The sequence below is a fragment of the Nonomuraea sp. NPDC050790 genome, from assembly GCF_044456745.1.
GTDB lineage: Bacteria > Actinomycetota > Actinomycetes > Streptosporangiales > Streptosporangiaceae > Nonomuraea.
In genome coordinates, this window is record NZ_JBITGF010000008.1 from 411376 (window position 1) to 435536 (window position 24161).

Annotated in this window: 23 protein-coding genes; 3 read left to right on the forward strand and 20 right to left on the reverse strand. The window is 70.4% G+C overall.

All coding sequences use genetic code 11. The features are described 5' to 3' along the window. Nucleotides 1–66 precede the first annotated feature (66 nt). The 3 genes from ACIBEJ_RS38115 to ACIBEJ_RS38125 are packed head-to-tail and all read right to left on the reverse strand — an operon-like array spanning nt 67 to nt 2624. The gene (locus ACIBEJ_RS38115) at nt 67–963 is read right to left on the reverse strand and encodes a hypothetical protein (RefSeq protein WP_397187798.1); all 897 of its coding nucleotides are present in this window, start codon (nt 961–963) and stop codon (nt 67–69) included. A 43-nt stretch (nt 964–1006) separates the two neighbouring features. After that, complete coding sequence (locus ACIBEJ_RS38120; RefSeq protein ID WP_397187799.1) at nt 1007–1912, reverse strand: LD-carboxypeptidase; 906 nt, start codon at nt 1910–1912, stop codon at nt 1007–1009. Then, nucleotides 1899–2624 (reverse strand): SIR2 family NAD-dependent protein deacylase, encoded by a 726-nt coding sequence (locus ACIBEJ_RS38125; protein WP_397187907.1) that lies wholly within the window; start codon nt 2622–2624, stop codon nt 1899–1901. The genes ACIBEJ_RS38120 and ACIBEJ_RS38125 overlap by 14 nt, the downstream gene beginning before the upstream one ends. Before the next feature lie 42 nt (nt 2625–2666). Here ACIBEJ_RS38125 and ACIBEJ_RS38130 point away from each other — a divergent pair, with 42 nt between their 5' ends. After that, a complete protein-coding gene (locus ACIBEJ_RS38130; protein ID WP_397187800.1) occupies nt 2667–3551 on the forward strand; it encodes a sulfotransferase family protein in 885 nt (294 codons plus the stop codon). Here the strand turns inward: ACIBEJ_RS38130 and ACIBEJ_RS38135 are convergent. From ACIBEJ_RS38135 to ACIBEJ_RS38155, 5 genes are all read right to left on the reverse strand, one after another. Continuing rightward, nucleotides 3523–5409, reverse strand: a complete 1887-nt coding sequence (locus ACIBEJ_RS38135) for an ABC transporter ATP-binding protein (protein ID WP_397187801.1) — start codon at nt 5407–5409, stop codon at nt 3523–3525. The genes ACIBEJ_RS38130 and ACIBEJ_RS38135 overlap by 29 nt on opposite strands. Nucleotides 5410–5448: 39 nt before the next feature. Continuing rightward, the gene (locus ACIBEJ_RS38140; protein WP_397187802.1) at nt 5449–6270 is read right to left on the reverse strand and encodes an enoyl-CoA hydratase/isomerase family protein; all 822 of its coding nucleotides are present in this window, start codon (nt 6268–6270) and stop codon (nt 5449–5451) included. Between the two features lie 122 nt (nt 6271–6392). Next, nucleotides 6393–6608, reverse strand: coding sequence for a helix-turn-helix domain-containing protein (locus ACIBEJ_RS38145; protein ID WP_157247547.1), 216 nt, complete (start codon nt 6606–6608; stop codon nt 6393–6395). A 113-nt stretch (nt 6609–6721) separates the two neighbouring features. Next, nucleotides 6722–8320, reverse strand: coding sequence for an ABC-F family ATP-binding cassette domain-containing protein (locus tag ACIBEJ_RS38150; protein WP_397187803.1), 1599 nt, complete (start codon nt 8318–8320; stop codon nt 6722–6724). A 193-nt stretch (nt 8321–8513) separates the two neighbouring features. Further along, the gene (locus ACIBEJ_RS38155) at nt 8514–9191 is read right to left on the reverse strand and encodes an acVLRF1 family peptidyl-tRNA hydrolase (RefSeq protein WP_397187804.1); all 678 of its coding nucleotides are present in this window, start codon (nt 9189–9191) and stop codon (nt 8514–8516) included. 678 nt (nt 9192–9869) lie between these two features. Here ACIBEJ_RS38155 and ACIBEJ_RS38160 point away from each other — a divergent pair. Both ACIBEJ_RS38160 and ACIBEJ_RS38165 read left to right on the forward strand, forming a co-directional pair. Further along, the gene (locus ACIBEJ_RS38160) at nt 9870–10871 is read left to right on the forward strand and encodes an EAL domain-containing protein (protein WP_397187805.1); all 1002 of its coding nucleotides are present in this window, start codon (nt 9870–9872) and stop codon (nt 10869–10871) included. A 304-nt stretch (nt 10872–11175) separates the two neighbouring features. Next, on the forward strand, nt 11176–12486 hold the full coding sequence (locus ACIBEJ_RS38165) for an aminotransferase class V-fold PLP-dependent enzyme (RefSeq protein WP_397187806.1): 1311 nt from the start codon (nt 11176–11178) through the stop codon (nt 12484–12486). Nucleotides 12487–12519: 33 nt separating this feature from the next. Here ACIBEJ_RS38165 and hisG read toward each other — a convergent pair whose 3' ends face one another. From hisG to ACIBEJ_RS38225, 12 genes are all read right to left on the reverse strand, one after another. Continuing rightward, nucleotides 12520–13365: an ATP phosphoribosyltransferase gene (gene hisG / locus ACIBEJ_RS38170; protein WP_397187807.1), complete on the reverse strand. Its 846-nt coding sequence runs from the start codon at nt 13363–13365 to the stop codon at nt 12520–12522. A 14-nt stretch (nt 13366–13379) separates the two neighbouring features. Beyond that, nucleotides 13380–13643 carry a phosphoribosyl-ATP diphosphatase gene (locus ACIBEJ_RS38175; RefSeq protein ID WP_184974198.1) on the reverse strand — a complete coding sequence of 88 codons (264 nt, stop codon included), beginning with the start codon at nt 13641–13643 and terminating at the stop codon, nt 13380–13382. Nucleotides 13644–14121: 478 nt separating this feature from the next. Beyond that, entirely contained in the window at nt 14122–16086 is a 1965-nt protein-coding gene (locus tag ACIBEJ_RS38180; protein WP_397187808.1) for a DEAD/DEAH box helicase, read from the reverse strand. Between the two features lie 310 nt (nt 16087–16396). After that, nucleotides 16397–16759 carry a metal-sulfur cluster assembly factor gene (locus ACIBEJ_RS38185; RefSeq protein WP_397187809.1) on the reverse strand — a complete coding sequence of 121 codons (363 nt, stop codon included), beginning with the start codon at nt 16757–16759 and terminating at the stop codon, nt 16397–16399. After that, nucleotides 16756–17193 (reverse strand): Fe-S cluster assembly sulfur transfer protein SufU, encoded by a 438-nt coding sequence (gene sufU, locus ACIBEJ_RS38190; RefSeq protein WP_397187810.1) that lies wholly within the window; start codon nt 17191–17193, stop codon nt 16756–16758. Before sufU ends, ACIBEJ_RS38185 begins: the two co-directional genes overlap by 4 nt. A 2-nt stretch (nt 17194–17195) precedes the next feature. Beyond that, nucleotides 17196–18449 carry a cysteine desulfurase gene (locus ACIBEJ_RS38195; RefSeq protein WP_397187811.1) on the reverse strand — a complete coding sequence of 418 codons (1254 nt, stop codon included), beginning with the start codon at nt 18447–18449 and terminating at the stop codon, nt 17196–17198. Next, nucleotides 18449–19195, reverse strand: coding sequence for a Fe-S cluster assembly ATPase SufC (gene sufC / locus ACIBEJ_RS38200; RefSeq protein ID WP_397187812.1), 747 nt, complete (start codon nt 19193–19195; stop codon nt 18449–18451). Before sufC ends, ACIBEJ_RS38195 begins: the two co-directional genes overlap by 1 nt. Then, nucleotides 19196–19513, reverse strand: coding sequence for a non-heme iron oxygenase ferredoxin subunit (locus ACIBEJ_RS38205; protein WP_397187813.1), 318 nt, complete (start codon nt 19511–19513; stop codon nt 19196–19198). Further along, entirely contained in the window at nt 19510–20631 is a 1122-nt protein-coding gene (gene sufD / locus ACIBEJ_RS38210) for a Fe-S cluster assembly protein SufD (RefSeq protein ID WP_397187814.1), read from the reverse strand. The genes ACIBEJ_RS38205 and sufD overlap by 4 nt, the downstream gene beginning before the upstream one ends. Then, nucleotides 20631–22043, reverse strand: a complete 1413-nt coding sequence (gene sufB / locus ACIBEJ_RS38215) for a Fe-S cluster assembly protein SufB (RefSeq protein WP_397187815.1) — start codon at nt 22041–22043, stop codon at nt 20631–20633. Before sufB ends, sufD begins: the two co-directional genes overlap by 1 nt. Next, on the reverse strand, nt 22040–22792 hold the full coding sequence (locus ACIBEJ_RS38220; RefSeq protein WP_397187816.1) for a helix-turn-helix transcriptional regulator: 753 nt from the start codon (nt 22790–22792) through the stop codon (nt 22040–22042). Before ACIBEJ_RS38220 ends, sufB begins: the two co-directional genes overlap by 4 nt. 82 nt (nt 22793–22874) lie before the next feature. Then, nucleotides 22875–24092 carry a multidrug effflux MFS transporter gene (locus ACIBEJ_RS38225; protein WP_397187817.1) on the reverse strand — a complete coding sequence of 406 codons (1218 nt, stop codon included), beginning with the start codon at nt 24090–24092 and terminating at the stop codon, nt 22875–22877. Nucleotides 24093–24161: the final 69 nt, after the last annotated feature.

The window sequence follows — 24161 nt, forward strand, 5'->3', positions numbered from 1 at the left end:
ACGCCGGAAAAACAGTAGAGGGCTAGGCTTCAGACGGCCAGGCGGGATTCAGACATCCGGGCGGGGTCAGACGGCGAGGCGGGCGAGGACCTGGGCGAAGTCCGGGGGCGGGGTGACCACGAGGCGGGCGTGGCCCTCGTGCAGCACGATGTCGGCCCGCAGGTGGGTCAGGCGGCCCTCGTTCCACCAGTACACCTGGTCGCTCAGCCCGTCGGTCCTGGCGGCGTGCAGGCGCAGCCGTTCGATGGCGCGCACGACGCCGAGGCCGTCGACCGGGTGCACCAGCATCGTGTACGGGTCGGGCAGCACCACCAGCACCCCGTCCCTCGGCACGGCCAGGTAGTCGGGCAGCCAGCGCAGGTGCGTCGGGGCGGTCGGCGAGGGGCCGGTCAGGCGGGTGACGGGCGTGCCGGACAGGTCGATCGACTCGACGGTCAGCCGCTCGTCCTCGCGCACGTTCCAGGTGGCCAGCTCGATCGCCTTGGCCGAGGGCAGCGGCCAGCACCCGGCCTCCTCGGGACGGATCAGGCGCGGGCCGACGCTCAGCAGTTCCACCAGGTCGCCGTTCAGGTGGCGGCCGACGACGCGGGTCAGGTCCTCGACGGCGTCCACGGACTCCACCCGGGTACGCAGCAGCGGGCGTACCTGGTCCAGGTCGCAGAAGTCGACCAGATCGCCGGAGACCGCGTTGGCGAGGTGCTCGGAGACGAGCGTGGGCCAGTCCTCGCGCGGCCGGCGTCCGGCCTCCCTGCGCAGGCCGGTCAGGCGGACCAGGATGCGTCCCTCGCGCGGCGGCCGGGCGTCCAGGTACCCCGTCGCCTCGGCGGGCGTCAGGGTCAGGGAGGCGCCGTCGGCGGCGAAGTCGCACGCGTAGCCCAGCGAGTCCGCCACGAGGGCGAGAAGCGAATCGAGGTCCACGTCCTCAGGGCGGCGGCGGGACGGCTCACGCCTGAAGAATTTCACGCGCTCTATCCCCTCATGCCGGTTTCGTCCCTGCGTGTTTCTCCTACCTTGCCGTGCCGACGTCGCTGAACCGACCAGCCAGCGAGCACGATTCGGTATCGATAGCACCAAGCGCACCAAGCCAGATGCTGAGCTGCGGGGTGCCGTGCCCGACGGGAAGCCCGGCCAGCACGGGGACGCCGAGCGGCAGCAACCGCTCCCGCAGGACCGGGTACGGATCGCCGCAGCCCTCCCACGAGCCGAGCGCAAAGCCGAGCACTCCTTCGAAGGCCCCTGCCAGCAGGAGTTGCGTGAGCATCCGGTCGATCCGGTAAGGCGCCTCTCCCACATCCTCCAAAAACACGATATTTCCGGTAAAGCGCGGCTGCCACCGGGTTCCGCACAACGACGCCAGCACCGACAGATTCCCCCCGGCCACCGGCCCCTCGACCTGCGTGCCGGGCGGCGTCCGGGTCAGCATCGACGTGCCCGCCACCGACCACGGCTCGCCCTTCAGCGCCCCGGTCAGCGACGCCCACGTGGCCGGCTCCGGCCCGCCCTCGTCGGAGATCGTCGTGCAGGCCGGCATCGGCCCGTGCAGCGTCGCCACCCCCAGCTCCACCCGGAACGCGTGGTGCAGCGCCGTCACGTCGCTCGACCCCACGAGCGTCTTCGGCCCGGCGGCCCGCATGGCCGCCCAGTCGAGCAGGTCCAGGACCCTGGCCGCGCCGTACCCTCCCCTGGAGCAGAACACCGTGGTGACGGCCGGATCGCACCAGGCGGCCTGGAGGTCGGCGGCGCGCGCGGCGTCGGAGCCGGCCAGGTACGGCAGGCCCTGCCGCGCCGTGACGTGCGCGCCCGTCACGACCCGCGCGCCGAGCCCTTCGAGCAGCGCCACCCCGCGCGCGAGCCGCACCGGGTCGGGCGGCCCCGAGGGGGAGACGACGGCGACGGTGTCACCCGGCCGCATCGACCAGCTCCTTCACCAGGGCGGGCAGCGCCTGTCCTATCGGCTCGCGGATGACCTGGTGGGCGAACTCGTCATAAGGGGTGGGCTCGGCGTTCATGACGACCAGGCGGGCGCCGGCGTCGACGGCCTCCCCGCACAACCCGGCCGCCGGGTGCACGGTCAGCGACGTGCCCACGGCGAGGAACAGCGCGCACGAGCGGGCCGCGTCCAGCGCCGCGCGCAGGACGAGCGGCTTGAGCGACTGGCCGAAGGAGATCGTGTCGGCCTTCTGGACGCCGCCGCACTCCGGGCACGGCGGGTCCTGCTCGCCCGCCTCGACCCGGTCGAGCACCTCGTGCATGGGCGTGCGCAGCCCGCAGGACATGCAGACGACGTGGAAGAGCGTGCCGTGCAGTTCGAGGACCTTCTCCGGCGAGCTGCCCGCGCGCTGGTGCAGCTCGTCGATGTTCTGGGTGATCAGGGCGCGCAGCAGGCCGGCGCGCTCCAGCTCGACGAGGGCGGCGTGGCCGTCGTTGGGACTGGCGTCCCAGGCGGCGTGCTCAAGCCTGCCGAGCCACGCGCGGCGCCGTACGCCGGGGTCGGCCAGGTAGTTGTCGATGGTGTAAAGCTCCTGAGCCGCGGGGTCCTTCGTCCAGACTCCCTGGGGTCCGCGGAAGTCGGGAATCCCGGAGTCCGTGGAGATTCCCGCACCGGTCAGGACGGTCACCGACATTGGCTCGCTCACCTGGCAAACGGTGTCACACTTGGATGCCGTATGCGACTTCCGCCTCACATCCTCGTGGTCAACGGCATCAAGGTCCGCCGCCCGGTGTTCCTGCTCGGAGCGCCGCATTCGGGTACGGATCTGCTGGCCCGCGCGCTGAAACGGTCCCCGGGCTTCCACGTGACGATGGGCCGGGCATGCGTGGCCCACGTGGTCTACGCCTTCGCCCGCAAACCGTCCATCGCCGGCGGCCCCGGCGCGGTCCGCGTGCTGCGCGACTCGCTGGCCGAGGCGTGGCAGGTGCTGCGCGCCTCGTGCGGGCAGTGCCCGGAGACCTGCCGCGAGGCCGGCGGCGTGACCGGGCTGGGACCCTGCGTGGCCACCAACACCGTGACCCGCTTCGGCGACGCCAGCCCCGACCTGCTCTACAGCGCGCCGGTGCTGCGGCAGGCCTTCCCCGACGCCCGGTTCCTGCAGCTCATCCGCGACGGCCGCGACGTGGCGGCGGACATGCTGGCCGACCCGGACTGCCTGGCCTGGTTCCGCCCTGCCATGCTGGCCGAGGGCACCGAGTTCCCGAACACGTTCCTGGGGATCAACCGCGACGAGCACCGCGAGCGCTGGAAGGACATGCCGGTCGCGGGCAAGTCGGCGCTGCGCTGGCGCAGCGCCGTGCGCCTCAGCGCCTCCCTGCACCGCGACCTGCCCGCCGAGCAGTTGCTCACGCTGCGCTTCGAGGACCTCGTGCTGCGGCCCGCGCAGACGGTCGCGTCGGTGTCGGAGTTTCTGGAGACGCGCGTGTCCAAGGTCGCCCTGTACGGCCGGCGCGTCCCCGAGGTCGGCGCCTGGCGCTCCGGGCTGCGTCCCGACGACCTGGCGCTGGTGGAGAAGGTCGCCAGGCAGGAGCTCACGCGCTTGGGCTACCTGTCGAGCTGAACTGGGTGCGGTAGAGCTCGGCGTACAGCCCGCCGCGCTCCAGCAGTTCGTCGTGCCCGCCCCGCTCGGCGATGCGGCCGTCCTGGACGACGAGGATCGTGTCGGCCTCGCGGATCGTCGACAGCCGGTGGGCGATGACCAGCGACGTACGCCCGGCCAGCGCCGTCTTCAGCGCCTGCTGCACCGCGGCCTCCGACTCGGAGTCGAGGTGGGCGGTGGCCTCGTCCAGCACGACCACGCGCGGCGCCTTCAGCAGCAGCCTGGCCAGCGCCAGCCGCTGCTTCTCGCCGCCTGACAGCCGGTAGCCCCGATCGCCCACGACGGTGTCGAGCCGCTCGGGCAGCGCCTCGACCAGGTCGGCGATCTGCGCCGCGCGCAGCGCCTCCCAGATCTCCTCCTCGGTGGCGTCCGGCCTGGCGTAGCGGAGGTTGGCGCCGATGGTGTCGTGGAAGAGGTGCGCGTCCTGCATGACGACGCCGACGGTCTCGTTGAGCGAGGCCAGCGTGGCCTCGCGCACGTCGACGCCGTTGATCCGCACCGCGCCCTCGTTCACGTCGTACAGGCGCGAGACCAGCGAGGTGATCGTGGTCTTGCCCGCGCCCGAGGGGCCGACCAGCGCGACGAGCTGGCCCGGTTCCGCGGTGAAGGACACGCCCTTGAGCACCGGGTGCGACGGGCCGGTGTCCTGGCGGGCGACCGACTCCAGGGAGGCCAGCGAGACCTCCTCGGCCGCCGGGTAGCGGAAGTGCACGTCGTCGAAGGTGATCGTGACCGGCCCGCCGGGCAGCGGCCTGGCGTCCGGCTTCTCGGCAACCATGGGCTTGAGGTCGAGCACCTCGAAGACCCGGTCGAAGCTGACCAGTGCCGTCATCACGTCCACGTGCACGTTGGACAGCGAGGTCAGCGGGCCGTACAGGCGCATGAGCAGGGCGGCCAGGGCCACCAGCGTGCCGAGCTCGAAGACGTCGCGGGTGGCCAGGACGCCGCCGATGCCGTAGACCAGCGCGGTGGCCAGGGCCGCGACCAGGCCGAGCGCGACCCGGAACACCGTGCCGTACATGCCCACGGTGACGCCGACGTCGCGCACCCTGGCCGCTCTCTTGCCGAACAGCTCGGTCTCCTCGTGCGGCCGGCCGTACAGCTTGGCGACCATCGCGCCCGCCACGTTGAAGCGCTCGGTCATCACCGAGCTCATCTCGGCGTCGAGCTGCATCTGCTCGCGCGTCAGCACCGACATGCGGCGGCCCACCCACTTGGCGGGCACGATGAAGATCGGCAGCAGCACCAGCGCGACCAGCGTGACCTGCCAGGAGAGCGCGAGCATGGCGCCGAGCACGAGGACGAGGCTGATGACGTTGGACACCACCGACGACAGCGTGCTCGTCAGGGCGCGCTGGGCGCCGATCACGTCGGTGTTGAGCCGGGAGACCAGCGCGCCGGTCTGGGCACGCATGAAGAAGGCCACCGGCATGCGTTGCACGTGGTCGAAGACCTCGGTGCGCAGGTTGTAGATGAGGCCCTCGCCGACGCGCGCGGAGAACCACCGCTGGGCAAGCGTCAGCCCGGCGTCGAGCAGGGCGAGCGCGGCGATCGACACCGCCAGCGCGACCACCACGCCCGGCTGCTTGGGCAGGATGCCGTCGTCGATGATGGCCTTCATGAGCAGCGGGTTGGCGACCACGATCACCGCGCCCGCCACCACCAGCAGCAGGAACGCGGTGATCTGCTTCCTGTACGGCCCCGCGTAGGAGGCGATCCGCCGCACGGTGCCAGGCGTGAGCCGCTGGTCCATGACCGACTCGTCACGACGCAGCGAGCGCATCACCTGCGGGCCGAACCCGCCCCCCATCATCGCCATTGTCTGGTCAGCACGCCGGCACGGGCGGCTGTTCCCCTCTCAGCTCCCGGCGAACAACGCCCGGATCCTCGCCGCCTGCTCGGTCCGCTCGGCGGCGCTCTGCTCCTCCAGGGTGCGCTGCGGCGCCCCCTGGAGGAGACGCTTGGTCGCCGCGGCCGCGTCCCGGTTGGTGGACAGCACCTCCGCGGCCTTCTCCTGTACGGCTTTCGCCAGCTCACCGGGCTCGACGACCCGTTCCGCCAGGCCGATGCGGTAGGCCTCCTCCGCCCCGACGACGCGGGCGGTCAGGCACAGGTCCTTCGCCTTGGCGAGGCCCACGAGCTCGACCAGCGGCTTGGTGCCGGTCAGGTCGGGGACCAGGCCCAGTGCGGGCTCCTTCATGCAGAACTTGACGTCTTCAGCCACGATCCGCAGATCGCAGGCGAGCGCAAGCTGGAATCCGGCGCCGATCGCATGACCCTGAACGGCCGCGATCGAGACGATCTCCGGTCGGCGCAACCACAGGAAACCCTGCTGTGCTCGTTCGATCCCCTTGTCGAACGTGTCCTGATCCTGCCGGGCCACAGAGCTGAACGAGCCCTGTCCCGGAACCCCCTCAGGGGTGAACATGCGTAGGTCGATCCCTGCCGAGAAGGACGGTCCCTCACCTCTCACCACGACGACGCGTACCCGCTCCGGCAGGCTTTCGCCGATGCCGGCCAGTGCCGACCAGGTCGCGAACGTTTGTGCGTTGCGTTTTTCCGGTCGTGCGAGCGTGATCGTGGCGATCTCACCGTCCACCTCGAAGCGCAGGCCCGCCTCCTCCAAAGAGGCGTCCTCCGCACTCCCCCCGCGCTGATAAGGCGCCTTCGCGTCCGCCATCGCCTCGCTCCATCCGTCGCTGTGCCGTCGCGCCCGAGCTTACAGAATAAGATTCTGACCCGGGCGCGACGGCCGGTCGACTGGAGACGAAGCGGCTGCGGTCGCTACGTTCCGAGGCGGCCTTAGCGCTTGGACTTGCCTCGGGTCGCCCCGCCGCGCCCGCGCAGAGTCACTCCGGACTCGCTGAGGATGCGGTGGATGAACCCGTAGGAGCGACCGGTCGAAGCGGCCAGGGCGCGGATGCTCTCACCCGCGGCGTAGCGCTTCTTGAGATCACCGGCCAGCTTGTCGCGGTCGGCCCCGGTCACCCGGGTGCCTTTCTTCAGAGTCTCGGCCACGAGTACCTCCTGTAGTGCCAGACTTCCGCAGCGTTACACCGCCATGATCAGTCATTTCAGCGGGATCGGCTACCTACTCCACGGGAAAAGATCCGTACCCACTCAAATTCAGATCAGGCGAGTGCCACAAGATCGGAAAATTCCTCGCTCCACGCGTCTTCAGTTCCGTCTGGTAGCAAGATCACCCTATCCGGTGAAAGCGCATCAACGGCACCCTCGTCATGGGTAACCAGGACGATTGCTCCTGAATACGACCTCAAAGCGCTGAGGACTTGCTCCCTGGAGACCGGGTCGAGGTTGTTGGTGGGCTCGTCCAGGAGGAGGACGTTGGCGCTCGACAACACCAGCAGGGCAAGGGCGAGGCGGGTCTTCTCGCCTCCTGACAGCACCCCCGCCGGCTTGTCGACGTCGTCGCCGGTGAACAGGAAAGATCCGAGGACCTTTCTCAGCTCGGTGTCGGTGAACTCCCCTCCGGCCGAGCGCATGTTCTCCAGGAGGGTGCGATCGGACTCCAGGGTCTCGTGCTCCTGGGCGTAGTAGCCGATCTTGAGGCCGTGACCTGGGCGGATCTCGCCCGTGTCGGGGGACTCGATGCCGCCGAGTATGCGCAGCAGCGTGGTCTTGCCGGCGCCGTTCAGGCCGAGGATGACGACCCGGTGACCACGGTCGATGGCCACGTCGACGTCGGTGAACACCTCCAGCGAGCCATAGGACTTCGACAGGTCCACCGCCTGCAGCGGCGTCCTGCCGCACGGGGCGGGGTCGGGAAAGCGCAGCTTGGCGACCTTGTCGCTCTGGCGCTCCTCCTCGGTGCCGGCCAGCAGGCGGTTGGCGCGGCGCATCATGTCCTGGGCGGCCTTGGCCTTGGTGGCCTTGGCGCGCATCTTGTCGGCCTGCGCCAGCAGCGCGCCCGCCTGCTTCTCGGCGTTGGCGCGCTCGCGCTTGCGCCGCTTCTCGTCGGTCTCGCGCTGGTCCAGATAGGCCTTCCAGCCGACGTTGTAGTGGTCGATCACGCAGCGGTTGGCGTCGAGGTGGAGGACCTTGTTGACCGTCGCTTCAAGAAGACCGACGTCGTGACTGATGATCACCAACCCGCCCTGATGTGATCGCAAAAAATCACGAAGCCACCCGATTGAGTCGGCATCAAGGTGGTTTGTCGGCTCGTCGAGAAGGAGAGTTTCCGCTCCGCTGAAAAGAATGCGTGCCAATTCCACGCGCCTGCGCTGGCCGCCCGAGAGCGTTTCGAGGGGCTGCTTCAGCACCCGGTCGGGCAGACCCAGGCTGGAGGCGATCGAGGCCGCCTCCGCCTCGGCCGCGTAGCCGCCCAGGACGTGCATCTGGTCCTCGAGCCTGCCGTACTTGCGCACGGCCTTCTCACGGGTCTTGTCGTCGGCCGAGGACATGGCCAGCTCCGCCTGGTGCAGCTTGCGCAGCACCTCGTCCAGTCCGCGCGCCGACAGGATGCGGTCGCGCGCCAGCACCTGCAGGTCGCCCGTGCGGGGGTCCTGCGGCAGGTAGCCCACCGCGCCCGTGGTCGTGACCGTGCCCGCGGCGGGCAGGCCCTCACCCGCCAGCACCTTGGTCAACGTGGTCTTGCCCGCGCCGTTCCGGCCGACTAGTCCTATCTTGTCGCCGGGGTTGACGCGGAAGGTGGCCTTCTCGATCAGCAGACGCGCACCGGCGCGCAGCTCGATGTCAGTAGCAAGGATCATGGTTGAAAGGACGCTCCCGGGATAGGAAGAGGACGTCGGAGGACGCGGGCATGCTTGCGCCGGTTAACCGGGAGTGTGCATGCCGCCAGTCTACGGTCCCCGCCGATCCCCGCACCCTGACCAGCCGGACCCGCGGCTCGCTCGGAAGGTCATCACCTCCAGAGCCCGGTTCCGCCGAGTCGGCCGGGTGGCGTCAGGGGTCGGCTGGATCGGGTTCTGGGCCGGGTTCCGGGTCCACGATCCGGATGCGTACCGCGCGGAACTGCTCCGGGGTCTGCCTCAGCACGGCCAGCTTGGGATCGGGCACCACCAGGAACGGCTCCGCCTCCAGCGCCACCAGCGGCGCCAGGCGCCGGTCGGACTTGAGCGCGTCCGCGGCCTTCCTGTCGCCGCCGAACACCACCGCCTCCAGCCCGTCCAGATGCGGCGTCAGGACACGCAGCGCCGTCTCGGCCGCGGCCTCGAACGCCTGGCTCGCCTGGAGCGCGCGCCGCCTGGCGTAGCGCTGCTGCGACCAGCCGCCCGCCGCGGTACGCCCCTGGACCAGCCGCGACCCCACCTTGGAGGCGACCAGTTCGCTCCCCTGGAAGACCCCCGCCGCGTACCCGCCGAGCCGCACCAGCACCACCCCGACCCGGCGCTCGCGCTGGGCATGCGCCACCATCCTGGACACATACGGCGCTCCCTGGGGCAGGGGCGGAAACGGCGCGTGTATCTCCGCCAGCGCCCCGTCCATGGCCCGCAGCCGCACGACGCTCTCGTCGCCGCTCGCCTCGAACGTTCCGTGCCGGTCGGCGAACCCGTCAATCCACTTGTTCAACCGCCCAGGCGCGACCGCCACCCATCGTCCCCCACCCCGCGCCGGCCCCATCCCCGCACCCTACTTGTTGACGCTGTCTATCCCTCACGACCGCCGTTGTCAGATCACCATCCGTTACGGCTCGCGCCACCCACCCGCCACCCGCCGACGCGCGCCGGCGCCGATCGGGGGGATCGCTTCTCACGTCGGACGCGGTCCCCGCCGCAACGGCCGACGTCACCCACCTCCAGCACCACCAGCAGCAGCCAGCACCCCGCCCCACCGGCGCACCCCGACCTCCCGGCGCACCCCGGCATCCCGACACCCCCGGCACCTCAGCACCTCCAACACCCTCGCACCCCAGGCGCCCCCGCACCTTAGGCACCCTCGGCACCCCCGGCACCCCGGCACCCCCAGCACCCCGGCCCGTCGAGCGACTCGTTCGGCGCCTCCGGTCGGCAGCACGGGGCTTGTTGGGTTTTCGTGGGCCTGGTGGGGTTCTGGTCAGGGTTTTCAGGGGCGGTTGGGTGGGTTCTGGTCAGGGGGTGGCGGGGTTGAGGTTTGGCGGGGCCTGGGGGTGCGCGGGAGGTCGAGGGGGTGGGGGTGCAGGTGGGGTGGGGGGTGGGAGGACACAGGAGGTTGGGGGTGGCCAATGTGCGGGTTCGGTGGTAAGGAACACCTCCTGAAATGTCGGTGAATTTCGGTTCCCGACACTTATGCCATAGCCGCCCACGGGCGGATCATTTTGGCGTGTCTTCCCAGTTCACAGCCCCTGTCGTAGATCTTGACACGGGGGCGGTCATCGCGACGCACGCTACAGACAGCATTCCCCAGGGACCGCTGCCGCTGCTGCTCGACCTGCCCGTCCAGGTGGTCCTGAACGGCGCCGGCGCGCTGGCCCCGCTCCACGAAGCCCTCCGCAGGGCGAACCGGCACCCGCGGGAGGTGGTGCTCACCCTCCGGGGCACGTGCGGGGAGACCGAGAGGGAAGTGTTCAAGGTGGGCCTCGACGGGCTGCGCGCCCACGGCTATCTGCTGGCCTTCAGCGGGTCCGGCGGGGTGCCGCTGGATCTGGTGGCGCAGGCGTCGCCGTACCTGCTGACGCTGGAGACGGAGCTGGTCGCGCGGATGCCGCGCGACCACCGCAGCGTCGCGGTGGCGCGCGCGACCGCGACGCTGGCGCGCGGGCTGGGGGCGCACGTGCTGGCGCCCGGCGTCGAGGACGAGGCCGAGCTGTCCGCCGCGCGCGGTTGCGGGGTACGGCTGGCCCACGGCCCGCTCCTGGCCCCCGGTCCCGACGGACGGGTGCGGGTGCCGCTGCCCTCGCCGGAGGAGACCCCGGAGGCGCTCATGCTGGGGCCCCGGGTGCAGGAACTGCTGCTGCCCGCCGTCACGCTCCCCGCCCAGGCCAACGCCGAGGAGGTCGTCGCGGCGTTCGGGCACGAGCCGTCGATCTCCAGCGTGATCCTGGTCGACGAGTACCAGCGGCCGAAGGGGAGCCTGGATCGCAGCCGGTTCCTGCTGTCGTTCGCGGCACGGTATGGGCATGCGTTGCACGGCAAGAAGCCCGCCCACCGGCTCGCCGACCCGCCCCGGACGGTGCCGCGCACGACCCCGGCGGTGGCGGCCATGCAGGCGGCGGGCCGCGACTCGCTGCGCGTCTACGACGACCTGGTGGTGACGGACGAACTGAACCGCTGCCTGGGCATCGTCCGCGTCTCCGACCTGATCCGCCACGTCTCCAAAACCTGACCACCCCCCACCAACCCGTCAAGCCCGCCCAACACCCCACGCATCCCGACACTGGACACCCCCGCGTGGGCCGCACTCCCGGACGCCGTTGAGCCCGACACCATGGGTCCTGACCCCGACGTCGGGTCCACGTGGGTCGCACTCCCGCCGACCCGAATGCCGCAGCGCCCGACACCCCTTGGTCCTGATGCGCAGTGCCGGACTCCCCGCCCAACGCTCTGCGGGCGGCATTCCGCTGACATGTCGTGAAACCGTGATGGATCGGCCCTGTCTCGTGGCGTGGTCCACGGGGTAAGCAGGAGGCGTGAACCAGCAGCTGAACAGACGGGCCCTGCTCAGCGCCGGACTCCTCACCGGGGTGGGCGCGTGTACCTCCGCTCCCCCGGCAGCCGCCCCCACCGGCGGCGGTTCGGCGCCACCCCTCAAGGCCGACGACTGGGCCTCGGTGCGCGCCCAGTTCAACCTGCCGAAGGATCGTGCCGACTTCGCCGCGTTCGTGCTGGCCCGCCACCCCGCCGAGGTCCGCCGTGCGATCGAGGAGCACCGCAGGGGGCTGGACGCCGACCCCGAGTACGTCCCCGCCGGAGGCGACCCCGACCAGAAGGTACGCGAGGCCGCGGCACGCTACCTGGGCGGCGCCCCAGCCCAGATCGTGCTCACCGACAGCACCACGATGGGACTGGCCCTGGTGTACGGCGGCGTCAAGCTCCTGCCCGGCCAGGACGTGCTGACCACCGAGCACGACTTCCTCGCCACCCACGAGGCGCTACGGCTGCGCACCGAGCGCACCGGCGCCGCCGTACGCAGGGTGCGGCTCTACGACGAACCGGCCAAGGCGTCCGTGGACGAGATCGCCGGACGGCTGCGCAAGGCGATCGGCCCGCGCACCAGGGTCGTCGCCGTCACCTGGGTGCACTCCAGCACCGGCGTGCGGCTGCCGATCAAGGAGATGGCGCAGGTCGTCGCCGAGGCCAACAAGGGCCGCGCCGAGAAGGACCGGGCGCTGCTGTGCGTGGACGGCGTGCACGGCTTCGGCGCCATGGCCGACGGCGCGGAGGACCTCGGCTGCGACTTCCTGGCCAGCGGCACCCACAAGTGGCTGTGCGGCCCGCGCGGCACCGGCATCGTGTGGGGCCGGGCGTGGGACGCGGTGGTGCCCCTGATCCCGAGTTTCGGTCAGGTCAGTTTCGACTACTTCTTCGAGGGGTCCTCACAGCAGCCCGTCACCGCCGAGTACTACACCCCCGGCGGCTACAAGGCGTTCGAACACCGGTGGGCGGCCGGGGCCGCGTTCGCCTTCCAGGAGGCGATCGGCAAGGATCGGGTCCAGGCCCGCATCCAGGAACTGGCCACCCGGCTCAAGGCCGGGCTGTCCGGAGTCGCCCACGTCAAACTGGCGACCCCGGTCGCGCCCGAACTGTCGGCGGGCCTGGTCTGCATGGAGGTGGACGGGATCGCCAACCCGTACGAGGCAGTGGGCAGGCTACGCGAACAGCACAGGATCGTGGCCAGCAGCACCCCGTACCGGGAGTCGCTGCTGCGCCTCGGCACCACGATCGTGAACACGCCCGAGGAGGTCGACCGGGCCGTCAAGGCCCTCGCGGCCCTCCGCTAGCCGTACCCACCGCCACGCGGGCGGGCGGGTTCGCTAGATGCGGCAGGCGTAGATGTCGGTGACCAGGATGGCGCGGGCGCCGATGTCCCAGAGCTGGTCCATCACGTGCTGGTGGCCCTTGCGGCGGACCATGGCGCGGACCGCCACCCAGCCTTCGCGGTGGAGCGGCGAGACCGTCGGACCCTCCATGCCGGGGGTCAGGGCGATGGCCTCCTCGATCCGTTCGGCGCGGATGTCGTAGTCCATCATGACGAAGTCGCGCGCGTGGATGACGCCCTGCAGGCGGCGTACGAGCTGGTCGAGCCCGGGAGGGCCGGCGCCGTCGCGGTTTCTGATCAGCACGCCCTCGGAGCGCATGATCGGGTCCCCGAAGACCTCCAGCCCCACGTTGCGCAGCGTGGTGCCGGTCTCGACCACGTCGGCGACCGCGTCGGCCACGCCGAGGCGGATGGCGGTCTCGACGGCGCCGTCCAGCTTGATCACGCGGGCGTCGACGCCGCACTCGGCCAGGTACTTCTCCAGCAGCCCCGGGTAGGCGGTCGCCACCCGCAGCCCCTTGAGGTCCTGCACGGAGCTCATCTGCCCGCTGCCCGCGGCCAGGCGGAACGTGGAGCCGCCGAACCCGAGCGGCATCACCTCCTCGACCTCGGCCCCGGAGTCGATGAGCATGTCGCGCCCGGTGATGCCGGCGTCGAGCGTGCCCTCGCCGACGTAGACGGCGATGTCCCGCGGGCGCAGGAAGAACAGTTCGCAGGCACTGTCGACGTCGACGACGACCAGTTCCTTGCTGTCTCGGCGGGGCCGGTAGCCGGCCTCCTTGAGCATGGTCTGGGCCGCTTCGCTGAGCGCGCCCTTGTTCGGTACGGCAAGCCGCAACATCAGTGGTCAACCCCCTACAGGTGCTTATAAACCTCGTCCAGCCCGATGCCCCGGGCGATCATCAGCACCTGCACGTGGTACAGCAGCTGAGAGATCTCTTCTGCGGCGCGGTCCTTCGACTCGTGCTCGGCGGCCATCCAGCTCTCCGCCGCCTCCTCCACGACCTTCTTGCCGATGGCATGGACGCCGGCGTCGAGCGCCGCCACGGTGCCCGATCCCTCGGGGCGGAGGCGCGCCTTGTCTGACAGCTCGGCGAACAGCTCTTCGAAGGTCTTCATGATCTCTCTCGTCGGTCGGCCTACGTGCGGGTCCAGCCTAACGTTCGCGGCGGCTTCGTACGTGCCTCGTCCGCGACGCGAGACGCCGGGGTTTCGGTCCGTCGATAACGAATCGAAAGCGCCGGAGGCTACGCTCGCCCCTGTGTCGGGGGAGTGCGCCTCAGGGCGCACAGACACAACGGGGTGCTGCGGCCCGCCGTGTCTCCTCCGGGAGAACGGCGGGCACAGCCAATCCACGGGTACCGCGACGCGTAGCCGTACCGACAACCGCGCCAAAACGGACAGGACTGGAGCCGGGACCGCCGCAGACCGGACAGCCCTGGAGACGGAACGCCAGAAAACGGACAGCCTAGAAGCCGGGTCCGCTGCGGAAGGGCCGGGAATGCGAAAATCCCGGCCGATCGCGATGATCGGCCGGGATCCTCAGGAGGCGGGCCGGGTGTCACACCACGCGGGTGTCACGCCCGGCGCCCCAGGGTCAGCGGCTGTAGCGGCGGCCCGAGTTGCCGGTGTTGCCGGAGCGGTAGCCGTCACGGGGACGCTCGCCGCGGTCGGCCGAGAACGGGCGGCGCTCGCCACGGTCGTCGGCCCGGAACGCGCCACCGCGCGGCCCGCGGTCGTCGGCGCGGAAGGGACGCGAACCCCGGTCGTCGGAACGGAAGGAGCCACCACGAGCGCCACGGTCGTCCGAGCGGAACCCGCCACGGTCCTCCGCGCGGAAGCCGCCACGCTCGTCCGAGCGGTACCCGCCGCGGTTGTCGGAGCGGTAACCGCCACCGCCACGCGGGCCACGGTCGTCGCCACGCTGCTCGCCGGAGCGGAACCCCTGGCGGTCGTCGGAACGGAACCCGCCACGGTCCTCGGACTTGAAGCCGCCCTTGTCCTCGGAGCGGTAGCCGCCACGGTTGTCGGAGCGGTAGCCGCCGCCACGCGGGCCACGGTCGTCGGAACGGAACCCGCCGCCGCGAGGAGCCCGGTCGCCGGAGCGGAACCCGCCCTGACCCCGGTCCTCACGCTCACGACGGTTCTCGCCCACCGTGCGCGGCTCGCCGTCGAAGTGCCGCTTCGGGTAACGCTCGCCGTCCTCGTGGCGACGCCCGCCCGCGGGCCGGTCACCGCCCTCGTGCCGGCGACCGTAGGAACGCTCGCTACGACGGCCGCGACGCTCGCCGCCGTGCCCGCCCTCGCGGCGGGGACGCAGCGGCTTGCGCACGTCCGGCTCCCAGACGGGGATCGGCTCGCCACTCGGTACGCGGGCTCCGGTCACCTCGGCCACCCTCGGGTGACCGGGAGCGGCCTTGAGGCGGAACGGGTGGATGCCCGCGCGCCGGGTGAGCTGGTCGGTCGAGCGGCGCTCGTTGGGCAGCACCAGGGTGACGACGGTGCCCTTCTCCCCCGCGCGGGCCGTACGGCCACCGCGGTGCAGGTAGGACTTGTGGTCCTGCGGCGGGTCGACGTGCAGCACCAGGCTGATGTTGTCGACGTGGATGCCGCGGGCGGCCACGTCGGTGCAGACCAGGACGTTGATGGAGCCCTCGCGGAACTCCGACAGGATGCGCGTGCGCTGGTTCTGGCGCTTGCCGCCGTGCAGGCCGCCGGCGCGTACGCCGACCCTGGCGAACTGCTTGCACAGCCGGTCCACGCCGTGCTGGGTGCGGACGAAGATGATCGTGCGGCCCTCGCGGTTGGCGATCTCGGCGGCCACGTCGAACTTCTCGTCGCGGGTGACCTGCAGCACGTGGTGCTCCATGGTGTCGACCGGAGAGGTCGCCGGGGCCACGGAGTGGGTGATCGGGTCCTTCAGGAACTTCTGCACCAGCTTGTCGACGTCGCCGTCGAGCGTGGCGGAGAACAGCAGCCGCTGCCCGCCGGGCGAGGTCTGCGCGAGCAGATCGGTGACGACGGGGAAGAAGCCGAGGTCACACATGTGGTCGGCCTCGTCCAGGACGCTGATCTCGACCTCCGACAGCGAGCACTCACCCTGGCGGATGAGGTCGCCGAGGCGGCCGGGGGTGGCGATGACGAGGTCGATGCCGCGGCGCAGCGCCTCGACCTGCTTGCCCATGGACATGCCGCCGACGACGACCTTCATGCGCAGGCCGAGGCCGCGGCCGAGGGGTTCGAGGGCGTCGTGCACCTGGAGGGCGAGCTCGCGGGTGGGGACGAGGATCATGGCGCGCGGGTGCTTCGGCTTGGGACGCTCGCCGGCGATGCGGGCCAGCGTCGGCAGGCCGAAGGCCAGGGTCTTGCCGGAGCCGGTCTGGCCGCGGCCGAGCACGTCGTGACCCGCCAGCACGTCCGGGATGGTGGCGCTCTGGATGGGGAATGGGGCGTTGATGCCCTGACGGGCGAGGCCGTTCACGAGCGGCGCGGGCAGACCCAGCAGCTCGAACTCGGACGGACCCGACTCCGGGGAGGTTTCGGGCAGGACAACGTCAAGCATGGTCACGGACAATCGTGCCTTTCGGTCGAAGTGGCGCGTCACTTCTGCGAAAGGACGAGCCGGGGCGTACGGCAGCGCCGTACCTGTGCAGAGAAAACACCTCGGGGTGGGGACGAGCCCGCCTTGATGGAGACGGTCGTCTACGCGCACCCGGTGCCGGCGCAGGCGGCTGAAGACGCGAGATGATGCGTCAGGTGCACGTGGTGGCCAACACGGGAGGACATCGATCTATTCCCGCCCTGGCACGCTGAAGCGGCTGACGCGGGCTGCGTCAGCCGTGCAGCTCAAGAAAAAGTCAGACCCTAAGGGATCAGACGTTGAAGCCTAGCATACGGAGCTGCTCGCGCCCCTCGTCGGTGATCTTGTCGGGGCCCCACGGCGGGAGCCAGACCCAGTTGATCTTCACGTCGGAGACCATGCCGTCGAGCGCCGAGTGCGCCTGGTCCTCGATGACGTCGGTCAGCGGGCAGGCCGCGCTGGTCAGGGTCATGTCGATGGTGGCCACGGGCGCGGCGCCCTCGGCCGGGTCCAGGTTGAGACCGTAGATGAGGCCGAGGTCGACGACGTTGATGCCCAGCTCGGGGTCCACGACGTCCTTGAGGGCCTCCATGACCTCCTCGACGGTGGCCTCACCGTCGTACCCCTGCGTCGGGGTCTGCGTTGGCTTACTCACGAGGCACTCCTCACCACAGCGTCCTTGTAGGCCATCCACGACAGCAGCGCGCACTTCACCCGGGCCGGGAACTTGGCCACCCCGGCGAAGGCGACCGCGTCGCCCAGCACGTCCTCGTCGGCCTCCACCTGTCCCCTGCCCTGCATGAGCCGGGTGAACTCGTCGACCACCGACAGCGTCTCCTCGACGGTCGAGCCGGTGGTCAGCTCGTGGAGCACCGACGCGGCGGCCTGGCTGATGGAGCAGCCCTGGCCGTCGTAGGACACGTCCTCGATCTTGCCGCCGTCACCGAGCTTGACCCGGAGCGTGATCTCGTCGCCGCACGTCGGGTTCACGTGGTGAACCTCGGCGTCGTACGGCTCGCGCAGCCCCCGCCCCTGCGGGTGCTTGTAGTGCTCCAGGATCAGCTCCTGGTACATCGACTCGCCGATCATGACTATGCGAACACCTTCTGGACGTGATGGAGGCCGCGCACCAGGGCGTCGATCTCGCCCGTGGTGTTGTACAGGTAGAACGACGCCCGCGTGGTCGCGGGTATTCCGAAGCGCAGGTGCAGCGGCCGGGCACAGTGGTGTCCGACGCGTACCGCGATGCCGAACTCGTCGTCGAGGATCTGCCCCACGTCGTGGGGATGAATCCCCTCAAGCGTGAACGCGAGGGTGCCGCCGCGCTCCTCCAGCGTGGAGGGGCCGATGAGCCGCAGCGACGGGACCTCGGCCAGCGCGTCGAGCGCGTGGGCGGTCAGGGCGCGCTCGTGCGCCTCGATCGCCTCCATCCCGGCGGACTGAAGGTAGTCCACGGCCGCGCCCAGGCCGATGGCCTCGACGATCGGCGGCGTGCCCGCCTCGAACTTGTGGGGGTAGGGCGCGTACGTCGAGTGGTCCATCCAGACCGCCTCGATCATCTCGCCGCCGCCCAGGAACGGGGGCATGGCCTCCAGCAGTTCGCCGCGGGCCCAGAGCACGCCGATGCCGGACGGGCCGAGCATCTTGTGACCGGTGAAGGCCACGAAGTCGACGCCCAGCGCGGCCACGTCCACCGGGTGGTGCGGGACCGACTGGGAGGCGTCGAGCATGACCAGCGCGCCGACCTCGCGGGCCCGCCTCAGCACGGGCGCGACGGGGTTGACGGTGCCGAGCACGTTCGACTGGTGCGCGATCGAGACGATCTTCGTGCGTTCGGTGATCACGTCGCCGGACAGGTCCAGCCGGCCCTCGTCGGTGACGCCGAACCACTTCAGCGTGGCGCCGGTGCGCTGGGCCAGCATCTGCCACGGCACGATGTTGGAGTGGTGCTCCATCTCCGAGATGACGATCTCGTCACCGGGGCCCATCGTGAAGCGCGGGTCCTCGTTGGTGCGGTTGCCGAAGCTGTAGGCGACCAGGTTGAGGGCCTCGGAGGCGTTCTTGGTGAAGACGATCTCGTCGCGCGAGGGCGCGCCGACGAACGCCGCGACCTTGTCACGGGCGTCCTCGTACGCCTGGGTGGACTCCGCGCCGAGCACGTGCATGGCACGCCCGACGTTGCTGTAGTGCATCGCCAGGTGCTCGCGCATGGTCTCCACGACCTGCGCCGGCTTCTGCGAGGAGTTGCCCGAGTCGAGGTAGACCAGCGACCGGCCGCCGGGCAGCTCGCGGGAGAGGACCGGGAAGTCCTTCCTGATCCTCTCCACGTCGAAGGCTGCGGACATTAGACGGCGGCCTTCGTGTAGGCCACGTAGCCCTCGGCCTCCAGCTTGTCGGCCAGCTCCGGCCCGCCCTCCTCGACGATCTTGCCGTTGGCGAAGACGTGCACGAAGTCGGGCTTCACGTAGCGCAGGATGCGGGTGTAGTGCGTGATCAGCAGGACGCCGGTCTCGCCGGAGGCGCGGAAGCGGTTGATGCCCTCGGAGACCACGCGCAGGGCGTCGACGTCGAGGCCGGAGTCGGTCTCGTCGAGCACGGCGATCTTCGGCTTGAGGAGTTCGAGCTGGAGGATCTCGTGGCGCTTCTTCTCGCCGCCGGAGAAGCCCTCGTTGAGGTTGCGCTGGGCGAAGGCCGCGTCGATGGCCAGCGCGTCCATGCCGCCCTTGAGGTCCTTGGCGAACTCGCGCAGCTTCGGCGCCTCGCCGCGGATCGCGGTGACGGCCGAGCGCAGGAAGTTGGAGACCGAGACGCCGGGCACCTCGACCGGGTACTGCATGGCCAGGAACAGGCCGGCGCGGGCCCGCTCGTCGACCGACAGCTCCAGCAGGTCGACACCGTCGAGCAGCACCTGGCCGCCGGTGATGGTGTACTTCGGGTGGCCGGCGATGGCGTAGGCCAGTGTCGACTTGCCCGAGCCGTTGGGGCCCATGATGGCGTGGGTCTCGCCCGCCTTCACGGTGAGGTTGACGCCGCGCAGGATTTCCTTGTCCTCGACGGCGACCTTCAGGTCACGGATTTCGAGAGTGCTCACTTATGACTCCTTCGAGAGCGAGACGAGCACGTCATCGCCATCGATCTTCACTGTGTAGACGTTCACGGGCTTGGTGGCCGGCGGGCCGGTCGGCTTGCCGCTGCGGATGTCGAAGCACGATCCGTGCAGCCAGCATTCGAGGGTGTCGTCGTAGACCTCGCCCTCGCTGAGCTTGACCTCGGCGTGCGAGCAGATGTCGTGCAGCGCGAAGACCTCCGCGCCCTTGCGCACGAGCGCGACCGGCGTCTGGCCGACCTCGACGGCGATGACCCCCGAGTCGGGGATGTCATTCACCCTGCACACCTTCTCGTAGGTCACCGCGCCAGCTCCGCTTCCACCGCGCTCATCACGCGTTCGCGGATCGCCTCGACCTCGATCCTCTCGATGAGCTGGCCGAGGAAGCCCCTGATGACCAGGCGGCGGGCCTCGTCGAAGGGGATGCCGCGGGCCTGGAGGTAGAACAGGTGCTCGTCGTCCAGGCGGCCGGAGGTGGAGGCGTGACCCGCCCCGGCGACCTCGCCGGTGAGGATCTCCAGGTTCGGCACCGAGTCGGCGCGGGCGCCGTCGGTGAGGATGAGGTTGCGGTTGAGCTCGTAGGTGTCGGTGCCCTCCGCCGCCACGCGGATGATCACGTCGCCGATCCAGACGGCGTGCGCCTCCTCGCCCTGCAGCGCGCCGCGGTAGTCCACGTTGCTCTTGCAGTTGGGCTCGGAGTGGTCGACCAGGAGGCGGTGCTCCAGGTGCTGCTTGGCGTCGACGAAGTACACGCCCGACAGGTCGGCGTCGCCGCCGGGGCCGGTGTAGGAGACGCTGGGCGACAGGCGTACCAGGTCGCCGCCGAGCGTCATCACGAAGCTGCGGAAGGTCGCGTCCTTGGCGAGCTGGGCGTGGTGGTGGGAGACGTGCACGGCGTCGTCGGCCCAGTCCTGGAGGCTGACGACCTTCAGCGTGGCGCCGTCGCCGACCACGAACTCGACGTTGTCCGCGTAGACCGCGCTGCCCTTGTGGTCGAGCACGACCACGGCCTCGGCCATCGGCTCCACCTTGATCACGATGTGGCCGAAGGCGGCGCCGTCGCCGGAGCCGGTCAGCGTGATGACCGTCTCCTTGGAGGTGACAGCCTCGCGCGGCACGGTGATGACCGTGGCCTTCTCGAAGGAGTTGTACGCCTGCGCGCTCACCCGGTCGGCGGGCACGTACGCCTTGCCGACCCGGGCGTCGTCGCGGCCGACCGTCTCGACGGTGACCTCGGGGGCCGCGTCGACGTCCACGACCACGTGGCCTGAGGCGGCGGCGGTGCCGTTGTGCAGGCCCTTCAGGCGGGACAGCGGCGTGAAGCGCCACTGCTCCTCGCGGCCCGTGGGCACCTCGAAGTCGTCCAGGTTGTAGGAGGACTTCTCGTGCAGGGTCGACAGGGGCTTCTCGTTCAGGCCCATCAGCCGACGGCTCCTTCCATCTGCAGCTCGATCAGGCGGTTCAGCTCAAGGGCGTACTCCATGGGGAGCTCGCGGGCGATCGGCTCGACGAAGCCGCGCACGATCATCGCCATCGCCTCGTCCTCGTCGAGCCCGCGGCTCATGAGGTAGAAGAGCTGGTCCTCGCTGACCTTGGAGACCGTGGCCTCGTGCCCCATCGAGACGTCGTCCTCGCGGACGTCGACGTAGGGGTAGGTGTCGGAGCGGCTGATCTGGTCGACCAGGAGCGCGTCGCACTTGACCGTGCTCGCGCTGCCGTGGGCGCCCTCCTCGATCTGCACCAGACCGCGGTAGGAGGTACGGCCGCCGCCGCGCGCCACCGACTTGGAGATCACGCTGGAGGAGGTGTGGGGCGCCAGGTGGACCATCTTGGAGCCGGCGTCCTGGTGCTGGCCCTCGCCGGCGAACGCGACCGACAGGGTCTCGCCCTTGGCGTGCTCGCCCATGAGGTAGACGGCCGGGTACTTCATCGTGACCTTGGAGCCGATGTTGCCGTCGATCCACTCCATGGTGGCGCCCTCGTAGGCGACGGCGCGCTTGGTGACCAGGTTGTAGACGTTGTTCGACCAGTTCTGGATGGTCGTGTAGCGGCAGCGGGCGCCCTTCTTCACGACGATCTCGACGACCGCGGAGTGCAGCGAGTCGCTGGAGTAGATCGGTGCGGTGCAGCCCTCGACGTAGTGGACGTAGGAGTTCTCGTCCACGATGATCAGGGTGCGCTCGAACTGGCCCATGTTCTCGGTGTTGATCCGGAAGTAGGCCTGCAGCGGGATCTCGACGTTGACGTTCGGCGGCACGTAGATGAAGGAGCCGCCGGACCAGGTCGCGGTGTTGAGCGCGGCGAACTTGTTGTCGCCGACCGGGATGACCGAGCCGAAGTACTCCTTGAAGAGCTCCTCGTGCTCCTTCAGGCCCGTGTCGGTGTCGACGAAGATGACGCCCTTCTCCTCGAGGTCCTCACGGATCTTGTGGTAGACGACCTCGGACTCGTACTGGGCGGCGACGCCGGCGATGAGGCGCTGCTTCTCGGCCTCGGGGATGCCGAGCTTGTCATAGGTGTTCTTGATGTCCTCGGGCAGCTCGTCCCAGGAGGCGGCCTGCTTCTCCGTGGAGCGCACGAAGTACTTGATGTTGTCGAAGTCGATGCCGGTGAGGTCGGAGCCCCAAGTCGGCAGCGGCTTCTTGCCGAACAGCCGCAGGCCCTTCAGACGCAGGTCGAGCATCCACTCCGGCTCGTTCTTGAGCGCCGAGATGTTGCGGACGACCTCTTCGGACAGGCCGCGCTTGGCGGCCGCGCCCGCCTCGTCCGAGTCGGCCCAGCCGAACTTGTAATTCCCGAGGCCTTCCAGCTCCGGGCGGTCGGTGACAGTCACCTTCCGGTCTCCTTGCTCTCAGTGTCCAATGGGTCGCGCACCGCTCCTCGCTCATTGCGCTGAGCGGGCCGATGCGTTCCCTGTATCCGAACGGGGCTCACATGCGTGGTGCAGACCCCGTCGCCGTGTGCGATGGTGGCCAGGCGCTGCACCGGGGTGCCGAGCAGTTGCGCGAACGCCTCCGTCTCGGCCTCACACAGCTGCGGGAACTCCGCCGCCGCGTGCGCCACCGGGCAGTGATGCTGGCAGAGCTGGTCGCCGCCGGACTTGGCCTTGCTGGCCGAGGCGGCGTAACCCTCTGCCGACAGCGCCTGGGCCAGCACGTGCACCCGCTGGTCCTCCGGCACTGTCGCCATGACCGGCTCAAGCCGCTGCAGCAGGCCCTTGACCTGCGAGCGGGCGAACTCGGTCACCGCTTCCTCACCCATGCGCTCGGCCAGGAAACGCAGCGCGCTCCCGGCCAGGTCGTCATAGGCGTGCTCGAAAGCACTGCGCCCCGCGTCGGTGATGGCGAACAGCTTGGCCGGCCGCCCTCTGCCGCGCTGCCCGCGCGGCCGCACGGTGCGAGGCTCGATCATCCCGTCGGTCAGCAGCGCGTCGAGATGGCGTCGCACGGCTGCGGGCGTGAGCCCGAGCCGCTCGCCGAGCGCCGCGGCCGTGACGGGACCGTGCTCCAGGATGAGTCGGGCCACGCGGGCGCGTGTGCTGCGCTCGCTTCCCGGCTCGATCGAGGAGGTCACGTTTTTCACAACATCAGTGTGCCGTAATTCCTTCCCCGTTCACAAACGGTTCCGGAGATGCGGGGAATGCAATTTCTCACGCAGGGTAGCCTTACCTAACTCCACGCCGGAGCAGGGTGAACGCCGCCCCGGAGGCGACGATCAGGGCCAGCATGACGGCCGCCATCGGCACCGCCGTACCGGATCCGGCGAGTCCCACCAGCGGCGCGGCCAGCGCGCCGAGCGCGAACTGGAGCACCCCGAGCAGCGCCGAGGCGCTGCCGGCGACCTGCGGGGGCTGGCTGGCGAGGGCGAGCGCGCCGGTGCCCGGCAGGACGAGTCCCTGGCCGCACATGATGACGAACAGGCCCGCCACGATGCCGCCGAGGCCCAGGCCCGCGGTGGCGGCGGCGACCAGCAGCGCGCCGCCCGCCAGCGTGACGGCCAGGCCGACGCGGACGAGGAGCTCGGGCCGGACGCGCCCGGCCAGGCGCCCGCCGACCTGGGCCATGACGGTCAGGCCGAGGGCGTTGAGCCCGAAGATGAGGGAGTACTGCTGCGGCGTGGCCTGGTAGACGCCCTGAAGGACGAACGGCGAGCCGGAGATGTAGGCGAACATGGCCGCGAAGGCCAGGCCCGCGGTCAGCGCGCTGGCCATGAAGGCGCGGTCGCGCAGCAGGCGCCAGAACGTCCTGGCGGTGTGCCTGAGGCCGCCGCTCTCGCGCCGGTCGGCGGGGAGCGTCTCCTTGACGCCGGGGACGACCGCGAGCAGCAGCGCCAGGCCCAGCAGGCTCAGCGCGACGAAGACGCCGCGCCAGGAGGTGAACGCCAGCAGTTGCGCGCCGGCGATCGGGGCCAGGATCGGCGCGAGGCCGCTGACCAGCATGAGGGTGGCGAAGATGCGGGCGATGGCCGCCCCGTCGTACAGGTCGCGCACCACCGCGCGGACGATCACCAGCGCGGCGCCGCCGAGCACGCCCTGCAGCAGGCGCAGCGCGATCAGCGCGGGCACGTTGGGGGCGAAGGCGCACAGCAGCGAGGCCAGCGCGAAGCCGCCGACGCCGACGAGCAGGGGGCCGCGCCGCCCGCGCACGTCGCTGAGCGGGCCGGCCAGCACCTGGCCGAGCGAGACGCCGATGAGACAGGCGGTGAGGGTGAGCTGGACCTGGGCGGGGGCCGAGACCATCTCGACGGAGATGGCGGGCAGCGCGGGCAGGTACATGTCGATGGACAGCGGCCCGATGGCGCTCAGCGCGCCCAGGATCAGGAGGAGCAGTCCGCGGCGTTCTCTCCTGACCTCGACCGCCGGCGTGGCCTCTGCCACGGACATGCGTTCACCCCTCTCCCTCGCGGACCGATGGCCCACGAGGGCCGAGGGATGGAACAGGGATTAGGTCGG